This window comes from Clostridium sp. UBA4395 (assembly GCF_002390995.1).
Classification (GTDB): Bacteria; Bacillota; Clostridia; order Clostridiales; family Clostridiaceae; genus Clostridium_J; species Clostridium_J sulfidigenes.
In genome coordinates this window covers 1-10530 of record NZ_DGRF01000083.1, presented here as the reverse complement: position 1 = coordinate 10530, position 10530 = coordinate 1, and the positions used below count along the sequence as shown (strand labels likewise).

Annotated in this window: 12 protein-coding genes and 3 tRNA genes; 1 reads left to right on the top strand and 14 read right to left on the bottom strand. The window is 29.6% G+C overall.

The features are described from left to right. Positions 1 to 26: 26 nt before the first annotated feature. The 4 genes from B2694_RS15920 to B2694_RS15905 form a co-directional block, all read right to left on the bottom strand. Positions 27 to 101: transfer RNA gene (locus tag B2694_RS15920), tRNA-Thr, on the bottom strand. A 42-nt stretch (positions 102 to 143) separates the two neighbouring features. After that, positions 144 to 219, bottom strand: a tRNA-Val gene (locus B2694_RS15915). A 5-nt stretch (positions 220 to 224) separates the two neighbouring features. Beyond that, positions 225 to 309 (bottom strand) — tRNA-Tyr (locus B2694_RS15910). A gap of 421 nt (positions 310 to 730) precedes the next feature. Beyond that, complete coding sequence (locus B2694_RS15905; protein WP_346886577.1) at positions 731 to 1381, bottom strand: hypothetical protein; 651 nt, start codon at positions 1379 to 1381, stop codon at positions 731 to 733. A 97-nt stretch (positions 1382 to 1478) separates the two neighbouring features. Here B2694_RS15905 and yyaC point away from each other — a divergent pair, with 97 nt between their 5' ends. Then, positions 1479 to 2009, top strand: a complete 531-nt coding sequence (gene yyaC, locus B2694_RS15900; protein ID WP_346886576.1) for a spore protease YyaC — start codon at positions 1479 to 1481, stop codon at positions 2007 to 2009. 331 nt (positions 2010 to 2340) lie between these two features. Here yyaC and B2694_RS15895 read toward each other — a convergent pair whose 3' ends face one another. The 10 genes from B2694_RS15895 to B2694_RS15850 all read right to left on the bottom strand — a co-directional run bounded on the left by B2694_RS15895 (position 2341) and on the right by B2694_RS15850 (position 10324). Next, a complete protein-coding gene (locus tag B2694_RS15895) occupies positions 2341 to 3375 on the bottom strand; it encodes a rod shape-determining protein MreB (protein ID WP_150844173.1) in 1035 nt (344 codons plus the stop codon). Between the two features lie 96 nt (positions 3376 to 3471). After that, positions 3472 to 3726 (bottom strand): sporulation transcriptional regulator SpoIIID, encoded by a 255-nt coding sequence (gene spoIIID, locus B2694_RS15890; RefSeq protein ID WP_035135408.1) that lies wholly within the window; start codon positions 3724 to 3726, stop codon positions 3472 to 3474. A 121-nt stretch (positions 3727 to 3847) separates the two neighbouring features. Then, complete coding sequence (locus B2694_RS15885; RefSeq protein WP_346886575.1) at positions 3848 to 4540, bottom strand: M23 family metallopeptidase; 693 nt, start codon at positions 4538 to 4540, stop codon at positions 3848 to 3850. A gap of 136 nt (positions 4541 to 4676) precedes the next feature. Beyond that, complete coding sequence (gene spoIID / locus B2694_RS15880; RefSeq protein ID WP_346886574.1) at positions 4677 to 5786, bottom strand: stage II sporulation protein D; 1110 nt, start codon at positions 5784 to 5786, stop codon at positions 4677 to 4679. Positions 5787 to 5932: 146 nt separating this feature from the next. Beyond that, positions 5933 to 7186, bottom strand: coding sequence for a UDP-N-acetylglucosamine 1-carboxyvinyltransferase (murA, locus tag B2694_RS15875; protein ID WP_346886573.1), 1254 nt, complete (start codon positions 7184 to 7186; stop codon positions 5933 to 5935). A gap of 28 nt (positions 7187 to 7214) precedes the next feature. After that, positions 7215 to 7919, bottom strand: a complete 705-nt coding sequence (locus B2694_RS15870) for a hypothetical protein (protein WP_346886572.1) — start codon at positions 7917 to 7919, stop codon at positions 7215 to 7217. 238 nt (positions 7920 to 8157) lie between these two features. Next, positions 8158 to 8685, bottom strand: a complete 528-nt coding sequence (locus tag B2694_RS15865) for a hypothetical protein (protein ID WP_346886571.1) — start codon at positions 8683 to 8685, stop codon at positions 8158 to 8160. Positions 8686 to 8796: 111 nt separating this feature from the next. Continuing rightward, complete coding sequence (locus tag B2694_RS15860; protein WP_346886570.1) at positions 8797 to 9330, bottom strand: hypothetical protein; 534 nt, start codon at positions 9328 to 9330, stop codon at positions 8797 to 8799. Between the two features lie 14 nt (positions 9331 to 9344). Continuing rightward, complete coding sequence (locus B2694_RS15855; RefSeq protein ID WP_346886569.1) at positions 9345 to 9992, bottom strand: permease prefix domain 1-containing protein; 648 nt, start codon at positions 9990 to 9992, stop codon at positions 9345 to 9347. Next, the gene (locus B2694_RS15850) at positions 9992 to 10324 is read right to left on the bottom strand and encodes a PadR family transcriptional regulator (RefSeq protein WP_346886568.1); all 333 of its coding nucleotides are present in this window, start codon (positions 10322 to 10324) and stop codon (positions 9992 to 9994) included. The genes B2694_RS15855 and B2694_RS15850 overlap by 1 nt, the downstream gene beginning before the upstream one ends. Positions 10325 to 10530 lie beyond the last annotated feature (206 nt).

Sequence of the window (10530 nt, the reverse complement as noted above, 5' to 3'; positions counted from 1 at the left end):
TGGCCACTCGGGAACTCCTCCACTTATGGAGCTGGCAATAGGAATCGAACCTACAACCTGCTGATTACAAATCAGCTGCTCTACCGTTGAGCCATGCCAGCGTATTATATAATTTGTACAGTTTAATGAGTTTAAATTCACTATGGTGGTCGCAACAGGGATCGAACCTGTGACCCCCTGCTTGTAAGGCAGGTGCTCTCCCAGCTGAGCTATGCGACCTTATTTGGTGGAGGAGGACGGATTCGAACCATCGAAACGAAACGTAACAGATTTACAGTCTGCCCCCTTTGGCCACTCGGGAACTCCTCCATAATTTTAATATAACTAGATTTTCACAGTAGCTTGACCTGAGCTAATTTCCAATCTTTTGCATAAATAAAAATGTCACTAAACTGACAAGACTTAGTATACAATTATATTGATTTTTTTTCAACCCCTTTTTTCAATATTTTTATAAAAATTTTATTGTTTTTTTCTCAATTAATCATATTTTTTTCATTTTAGGCATTTCGTCACTTAAATTTAAATCATTATACTAATTAAAAGCATTAATAATAAACTATTATTTAAATATATTAAATTTATTTCTTACATGATAATACCTGAAACCCGCATGAACAGAACAACTATTTTAATAGTTCTCTATTTTAATAGTTCTCTAGGAAACTAGATATATATTTTCCTAGAGAACTATAAGTATAAGTTTATATTTAAATAGTTATTTATATAATTAATTTCCTTCTACTTTGTCCATATCTATATATTTAGAAAATATCTTCTTTAATTCTTCTATTTGCTCTTCATCCACCTTACGCTCTATTACATTGAGAGTTCTTAATACAGCTAATCGTTCATTATTATAAGTAAGGAATTCGTTTATCTCTGAATAGTCTTCTTCATTCAACTCTTTGCATATACCTATTATCTTTGCCTTCTCTGAAATTGTTAACTCATCTATTAATTCTTCTGGTGGTACCTTCATTACTTTGTTTTTTTCTTTAACCTGCTTATTATATTTGTCAAACTCGATTTCATCAGTTTTAACTATTTCATTATCACTCTTATAAATTTGATTTAGCTGATTTTGCCTTTCTCTATTAGCTTCAATTCTTCTTTTTTTTAATTCTTCATCTGATACACTAGTTTCATTAACCCCATTATTTTTAATTAAATCCTGTGAAGTATTTGCATCCATATTCTCCTTTTCTATACCAGTAGTAATTTCTTTATTATAATTTTCAGCTTTCTCACCGCTTTTAGCTATAACCTTATTTTCCTCTTTGTAATATAAGTTTTCATTACTTATATTAAAGCTCACTAACGCTATTATATTTACTATTGTATATAGAATTATGATTACAGAATATCCCTTTCTATTCATAATATATCCTCCTTAAATAAAAACTATCTAAATTATTCCATATTTTTTAGAATTTATACCGAAGTTGCTTCATATAAATTCATATGGAGGTGTTTCTGTGAGCAAAGTTAAGATTCATTACAAAGATTCATTAGGTTATTATACCTTATCCAACTTTTTAAAAGATGAATTAAATGCAAACACAATTATTGTTTGTATAGGAACTGATAGATGCATTGGAGACTGCTTAGGTCCTCTTATTGGTAGCATGTTAGAAGAAAAATTTTTCCCATTGCCAGTCTATGGAACTATATCTAATCCTATACACGCATTAAATTTAGATAGTAAACTATCGGATATAAAATTAAAACATCCAGATTCTAAAATTATTGGTATCGATGCTTGTCTTGGTCCTCCTAATAAAATTGGCGAGATACAAGTTCGAGATTACCCCATTAATCCTGGAAAAGGTGTTGGTAAATCTCTTTCTCCCGTAGGTGATATATCAATAATAGGTATTGTGGATTCTAGCGATATTGATGAACCCTTTACAAGTAGAAATATACGATTAAATCTAATTTTGGAAATCTCTAAAGTAATAACTCAAGGACTTGTTCATGGGTATTATCTCAGCTCATTATGTGATTAATAACGAAGGATTATCACCTAGATATTATATACAGTACATGGACTTATTTAACTATTTATACTATTAAAATCTTTTTAACAACCCTTATTTTCCAAGATAGAATTATAGTTTTTATTAACTCTCCCTTTCGTAGAAAATGAGTTCCCTACAACAACTAGAAATGATACAAAATAAAATATACCTACTATACAAATATTTTTTTTGCATAGTAGGTATATTAAATCACATCTTTATATTTATATAACCTTTATTTTTAACTTCTATTGTTGGACATCATATAAACTTATTTACATAATTTAAAATATAGGTTTAATATTCTAACTTGTACATCTTAACTATTTATTGAAACATTATATCCTGTAAACGAATCGTCTAACTTATCTACATAGTCAAGCATTTTTCCTGTTCCAACAGCTACACAAGATACTGAATCTTCTGCTACATATACTGGTACATTAGTAACTTTTTCAATGAGTTTGTCTAATCCATCTAATAAAGCTCCTCCACCAGTCATTATTATACCTTTATCAGCTATATCTGCAGCCAGTTCAGGTGGTGTTTTTTCTAGTACAGAATGTGCACATTCAGCTATGGAAGTAACAGCTTCTTTTAATGCCTCTTCCATCTCACTAGAACAAACTGTGATATTTTTAGGTAGTCCAGTTATAAGATCTCTTCCTCTTATCTCTGCCTTCATATCCTCATCTTTAGGATATGCGCATCCAATGTTTATTTTAAGTTCTTCTGCTGTTCTTTCTCCAATCATTAATTTATGCTTTTTCCTTATGTAACGAATTATAGCATCATCAAAATCATCTCCAGCAACTTTAATAGACTCTCTTACAACCATTCCTCCTAGAGAAATTACTGCTATATCGGTGGTACCTCCACCTATGTCAATAACCATATTCCCACTAGCTTTAGTTATGTCTAACCCCGCTCCTATAGCTGCTGCCAAAGGTTCTTCAATTAACAAAACCTTTTTAGCTCCTGCATTTCTTGCCGCATCCTCAACAGCTCTTCTTTCTACTTCAGTAGCCTCACATGGTACGCACATTACAACTCTTGGTGTTGACATCTTTCTCTTACCGCAAGCTTTTTTAATAAAGTGCTCTAACATTTTTTCTGTAACATCATAATCTGATATTACCCCATCTCTAAGTGGACGAATTGCAACAATATTTCCTGGCGTCCTACCTATCATTTTTCTAGCTTCTTCACCTACTGCTAAGACCTTATTGGCACTTTTATCTATTGCTACAACTGAAGGTTCTTTTAGTATTATACCCTTACCCTTTGTGTAAACCAGTACTGTAGCCGTACCTAGGTCTATTCCCATATCTGTTCCTACACCGAAAAAAAACATCTTAAAATTCACTCCTGCTCTCTAGTATTTTCTTCTTATTGAAATACTATACAATATTTACTAAAACAATATACACCTATTATATTACTATTCTACCTAACCTTCAATTGTTTTATATTTCATTTTAGTAGCTTTTCCACCTCTAATGTGTCTTTCAGCTTTATTTAGATCTAAGATGTTTTTTGCTTCCTCTGCTATTTGAGCATTTATTTTAGGTAATCTCTCAGTCATATCCTTATGGATTGTACTTTTACTTACACCAAATACCGATGCTGTTTTTCTTATTGTAGCCTCGGATTCTATTATATATTTTGCTACTTCTAGTACTCTATCTTCAATATAGTCTTTCAAAGCGTTACCTCCTTAACCCTTCTATAATTATAAATATGCTAACTTCCTTATTTAAATTACATTCTTGCTAGCCTTTTACTTTAAAGTTTTAAAGCTAGCAAGAATATTAATTCTATTTTAGTTATTTCTTATAACTAACATATTTAGCTGGGTCTACTTCTTTTCCATCTTGTAATACTTGGAAGTGAAGATAATCTCCATATTCCTCATATGCAAGGTTTGTAGTTTTACCTACAGCTCCTATTTCTTGACCAGCTGTAACTTTATCTCCAGCTTTAACTAGAACCTTTTCTTTAAGGTTTCCATATATTGTAGTTAGTCCATTTTGATGGTCTATTTCTACATAGGTACCTTCTGTATTTGCATCTACTTTTTTAACCACTCCAGCACTTACTGCTACAACTGCTGAACCTTCTGCAGCTTTAACATCCATAGCTAAGTGATTTTTATAACTCTTAGTTGTTGCCCAATATACTGGATCTTCAGAATATGCTCTACCTAAAGTACCCTCTACTGGATTTTTAAAACTAACTTTAGTTTGAGATGAAACTGCTGCAGTATCATTATTCTTAACTGTTGGTACTGGCTCAAGCTCCTCTTTAACTTGTAGTGCATTCTCAGGTTTTTCTGGTTGAGTTACAACTTCTTTTTCTGTTTGTTCTAATGCTACTTTATCTTCTTCAGAATTTTTATTGTTATTTCTTCCAGCTGTTATAGCTGCAACTGTAGCAACAGCACATAGACAAACAAATAAAATTACATAGAAGCCTTCTTTTTTGAAAAATTGCTTCACTTTGTTAAGTTTATTGTTCATAAAAACACCTCCATCAGTATTGTGGACGTTTATTGGGAAATTAATACACTATAAGAAAATTTTTTTCTTATTTATCTCATTTTTTTTTATTTTTTTGCTAAAAACTAAAAAAATAGGGCAAAAGCCCTACTTCTTCCTAATTTTCATTGATATTTTTTATTTCAATACCTGTATAATAATGTTTTAAAATCTCTTCACAACTCTTGCCTTGACTAGCCATTACATTAGCTCCCCACTGACTCATACCTACTCCATGACCAAAGCCATTACAATTTATAACAACTTGATTATTTAAAAACTCTAAAGAGAAGTTAGCGGAATTCAATCCAAATAACTGTCTAAATTTAACCCCTGTTATAGTAACATTGCCAAGGGTTATTTCTTTCACTGACCCACCATCTGTATAATTATTTACTTTAATATGATCTTCTAGATTAGCTGGTGATAAATTTGCATTACTATAACTGCTATTAACCACTTGCGCAAATCTGTTTATGTCTATAGTTTCCGTACTTTTATATCTTGGTGCAATATCTTCACCTAAACTTTCAACGCTTCTAAGATAAGGTAGTGCTGTAGAAAATACATCTTCAACATTTTCAGTTTTCCCACTACTTGTAGAGAAATAATAAGCCCCCAATACTAATTCATTATTATATGTTAACACCTGTCCTCTAGTCTCATTCACCACATCTTCAACTAGTTTCCATTTATTTTCTCCACCTATACCTAATTGAGCTATTTTTACTTCTTTGGGTGTATATACCTGACAGTGAACAGTATCACACAAATCTGCTCCTCTTCCGTTGGCACACCCACTTGATATAGCTTTTGTATGAGCTAAGGTGTATGTCCTTGCTGCTATAGCTTGTGCCTTCAAAGCCTCTTTATTAAAGTTTAATGGCATCTCACTACATACTACTCCCTTAATATATTCTTCTAAAGGTACCTCTATAATTCTATTTTCCTTTGTCAAATAAACCTTTATTGTATCTACATCTATCTTAAAGGAATTGCCCTTATTTGATTTCTCACCTTTATTTTTAGATTGCATCACTTCTATAGCCTGTGATGAGTCATTTCCTTTTTTACCTATATTACCTCCTTCACCTAATATCAATTTATAGGATAATATTAGAAATCCTAGTAATACTGCTGAATAAATAGCCACCATCAATATTGGTTTAATAATAACTATAGCTTTATCATAATTAAAATTTATTTTAATCCTCCCATAGTACTTCACTTTTCTTCCTCCTAATAAATAAACTTCTCTCCTATACTAGATAGACTTAATTATATTTATTATTATATTTATGGTAATATGCTTATAATTTTGTAAATATAAAAATGCCCAGCCTTAAATTAAAAGCTGAGCTATATAAATTATAATTATATTCTAGTTATTTCTGCTCCTAGAGCATTAAGTTTATCCTCTATTGTTACATATCCTCTATCTATATGGTATATGTGATCTATTATAGTCTCACCCTTAGCACATAAACCTGCCAAAACCAGTCCTGCTCCTGCTCGAAGATCTGGTGCTACTACTTCAGCTCCTGTAAGCTCTTTAACACCTTCTATTGTGGCAATCCTTCCGTTAACATTAATATTAGCTCCCATCCTTCTTAACTCTGCCACCTGCATAAACCTATTTTCAAATATAGTTTCTGTAACACTGCTTCTTCCAGGTGTAATACTTAATAATGTCATCATTTGTGATTGCATATCTGTTGGAAATCCTGGATGAGGCATAGTCATAATATCTGTGGGTTTTAATTCTACATCTCCATCTACAACAATTTTACTTCCCAATACATCAATCTTAACACCCATTTCACGTAATTTAACTATCACTGACTTGAGATGTTCTTCATCCACACCTTCTAATGTAATTTTACTTTTTGTAATGGGTGCTGCTATTATAAATGTTCCTGCTTCAATCCTATCAAATATAGGTGTATATGAAACTCCTTCTAATCTTTTTACTCCTGTTATGCATATCTTACCACTTCCTGCACCTTGAATCTTAGCTCCCATTTTATTTAAAAAATTTGCTAAGTCTACTATCTCAGGTTCCTTAGCTGCATTCTCTATAAAAGTATCTCCTTTAGCAAGAGTTGCAGCCATCATCAAGTTCTCTGTGGCTCCCACAGATGGGAAGTCTAAATAAACTGTATTACCTTCTAATTGTTCTGCAACTACTTCAACATATCCGTGTTCCTCTTTAATTGTTGCTCCTAAAGCTTTTAGTCCCTTCAAATGCAAATCTATAGGTCTAGATCCTATTTTACATCCTCCAGGCAGAGAAATCTTTGCCTTTCCAAATCTAGCTACCATTGCACCTATAACTAGGAAAGATGCTCTCATTTTTCTTACTAAGTCATTATCTATACCTTCATATTTTAAGTTTTTTGTATTAATATCAATTTTATTATTATCTCTATCTATATTAACCTCTGCTGAAAGAGATCTTAATACCTCACATAGTACAAATACATCTTCTAGCATAGGTGATCCATTGATGGTTGATACACTATCTGTTAGTATAGTGGACACTAGTATTGGTAATACAGCATTCTTGGCCGAACTTATGTTTACACTCCCTTTTAATCTACGGTTTCCATTTATATAAAATTTACTCATGTTAATCCTCCATTTAAAATGCTATTTCTTAGTATGTTATCCTGATTACAGGTGTCCCCATTATTAAATAGCATCCTGAGGAATATCTAACTATAGCACAGTTAAAATCTATCTCCTCACCTAGTATTATTTCTTTATCGTATAAATTTGTATTGCTTATAATACTATATCCATTACTTATTTCTACTTCATCAATATTTTGTGCTTTATTTAAATATAATTGCTTTAAAATCACATCTCTTGTTTCATCTATTGTGCCGTTTAAGATTTTACTTTTTACATATAGTGAGTATTCCACCTTACTACTAATTGGGGATAAAATTTCTTTAATTTTCTTTTCTACAGTTTTTTCTTTATCAATATCTAAATTAGGTTTACAAATAGAAATTCTTAATACAATATCATATCCTTTACCATAATCAGCTATTGAAATCCTTCCATCATATTCTTCATGGTTATAATCTATTTTAAAACTTAAGTTCTTATTAACTTCTTGGTAAACTTGTCCCATAGCCTTTTCTATATTAGTTGTTATAGTTTCATATATATTTTCTTTACTTTCTTGACTATAAAACCTGCCCTCCACTACATATTCCTCAGTAGAAGCATTTACACTATTTAATATTCCACTAACCATATCCTCTTCACTCTTTCCATAAAAGGTTTTATCCCTTATAATTAATATGCTTAATGTGAACATCACCACAATTAATAACTTACTATATAACTTCATACATATCCCACCTTAATATAAGAATAAATCCACCTATATTAAATCATTAACCTTTTTACTTTTTTTATTCATAATTACATATAATGTAATCAGTTATATTTTTATTTATACTAATAATATATAGCAACTTTTAAAATGTGTTCATAAATAAATTACTTTTTAATATAATGTAGAAAATAAAAAGATAATTTATGAAATCACATAAATTATCTTTTTATTTCTATCTTTAAATTATAAATTAAAAGTCTTTTTCATCTAAGATTTCAAATAAATTATTCTGATTTATTAACCAATTACCCTGTTCCTCAGAAAGATATATATCCTTATCTATTTCATGTTTTTTTACAGTTTCCTCTTTATCATTCTTTATAATCCAATCAAAAGAAATATTGAACCGTCTCATATCATCGGATTTTTCTTTTTCTTTTATATTTAGATTCTCTACTTCTACAGTACACTTTTTAAGGTAGGGTTGTCTTAATCTATATGAAAAAATCAAACTCGCTTCGTAGTCATTATATCCTTCTTCGGTCATATATTCAGCAAATTCTTTTGTATCTCCAGATAACTTATCTCCAGGTACAGAACCTTTAGTTACATATTCATGATAAATCTCTATATCTTTTTCATCTACAATATAATGCTTCTCAATAAATCCTCTTATTGTATCTTCTGCCTTATCCTCTTTTGAATTACATCCTGTTAAAACTAATGCTGATATTGCTAAAAATGTGATAATGAAAATATTTAGTAATTTACTTTTCATAATATTCCTCCAAAAATATATTTAATTTCAAGCAAAATTTTAAATTATAACAAAGATATAAAATAATTTAATGAAAAAGTTTCATATCCTATAATAGATATTATATGAATACTACCACATCCCAAAATCAGTATATATGATTTCAAATCTATTATATCCATTTATGAGCCACTGTCCATTTTCTTTTGAAAGATACATATCTTTGTCTACTTTATGTTCCTTTACTATCTCCTCTTCATCATTCCTGATAATCCAGTCAAAAGAAACATTAAAACATCTCATATCCTTAGACTTTTCTTTTTCAGTTATTTTTAAATTTTCTATTTCTAAAGTACAATTTTTAGCATAAAGTTCTTTTAATCTATTGTAAAAATATCCATCTGTCCTATATACCTCAAATCCTTTTTCAGATAAATATTCAGCAAATTCTTTATCATCTTTTGTTAACTTATCTCCTATTCCATAACCATTTTTAACATATTCGTCATATGCTTTTACCTCTTCTTCATCTGCAACATAATGCTTCTCAATAAATCCTCTTATTGTGTCTTCTGCCTTATCCTCTTTTAAATTACATCCTGTTAAAGCTAATGTTGATATTACTAAAAATATGATAATAAAAATGTTTAGTAATTTAATCTTCATAATACCCCCTATATTTACTTAAATTTAAATACTTTCTTTGAATATATAAAAAAATACAATATCATATCTAAAAATAATGCTATATAATAACTTTTTTCTACTCTAAAAACATTGACTATCCCTTTAGAAGCCATAATCCATAACATACTGATGAAGATATTTAAGATATTTATAACAATAGCTTGAATCGTAAACTTAATAGTACGACTTGCAAAAATAAAATTCATAAAGGTCCATATAAAAAATATGATAGTTCCTATTATAAATACTATAAAACTAAATTTAGATATGGTTCTAATGTTATAATTTGATATATCTATAAGACCTATAATTTTTAGTCTCACAAGTAATTGAATAATTATATATATAAGCACACATACATAACTAGATTTAAGGATAAATAAATATTTAGTATTATTAAATATACCTGATATTCCTTCCTCAAAGTCAGAATTATTCCCTATATTATTCTTAGCTATTTCAAAAGCCTCTTCCTCTGATTTGCCTGATTCCACTAAGTCACTAACTTCAGTTATAATGTAACTTTTTAATTCTTCCTTTAATTCCTTAACTTCTAATGTATCTTCAAAAGCTGAACTAAAGAGCTTTCTTAAGTATCTATTTATTTTTCTCTTTACCTTAATACTTAAATTATTCACCATTAACTGCCCCCTCTAAACTTTAAAATAAGCTCTGTTATCTTATTAAAATCTCCATTCAATTTATTAAGTTGAACTTCACCTTCTTTTGTAATTAAATAATGCCTTCTTTTAATTCCATTATCGCCTTCTATTACCTTAGATGTGATAAATTTTTGTTTTTCTAATCGTTTTAAAGCTATATATAAAGTTCCTGTTTGAAGTTCAAAGTTATCCTCAGCAGCTATATTAACTAGTTTCATTATGTTATATCCATAAATATAATCATTACCTTTAATAATAGATAAAATTAAAATGTCTATAAACCCTTTTAATAACTCTTTATCTATTTCCAATAACACCCCTCCTTTTACTTAATATGTATAATAATATTATATGTAGTAATACTATATATAGCAATACTATTCTCAAAATATTTTTATTATTTTTAATTATAGTTAAATTTTATTCCAAGGTAATTTAAAGGGGGGCGTCGCAAAATAACTAATTAAGTTATGGAGCGATGCTCCTTTTGCTATCGCAAATAAAAATAACCGAAGGT

Bases quoted from the DNA above. Each gene is read 5' to 3' on its own strand.
- B2694_RS15905 (WP_346886577.1), bottom strand. From the start codon at position 1,381: ATGAATAGAAAGGGATATTCTGTAATCATAATTCTATATACAATAGTA.
- B2694_RS15855 (WP_346886569.1), bottom strand. From the start codon at position 9,992: ATGGTGAATAATTTAAGTATTAAGGTAAAGAGAAAAATAAATAGATAC.
- B2694_RS15895 (WP_150844173.1), bottom strand. From the start codon at position 3,375: ATGTTTTTTTTCGGTGTAGGAACAGATATGGGAATAGACCTAGGTACG.
- B2694_RS15870 (WP_346886572.1), bottom strand. From the start codon at position 7,919: ATGAAGTTATATAGTAAGTTATTAATTGTGGTGATGTTCACATTAAGC.
- B2694_RS15885 (WP_346886575.1), bottom strand. From the start codon at position 4,540: ATGAACAATAAACTTAACAAAGTGAAGCAATTTTTCAAAAAAGAAGGC.
- murA (WP_346886573.1), bottom strand. From the start codon at position 7,186: ATGAGTAAATTTTATATAAATGGAAACCGTAGATTAAAAGGGAGTGTA.
- B2694_RS15860 (WP_346886570.1), bottom strand. From the start codon at position 9,330: ATGAAGATTAAATTACTAAACATTTTTATTATCATATTTTTAGTAATA.
- B2694_RS15865 (WP_346886571.1), bottom strand. From the start codon at position 8,685: ATGAAAAGTAAATTACTAAATATTTTCATTATCACATTTTTAGCAATA.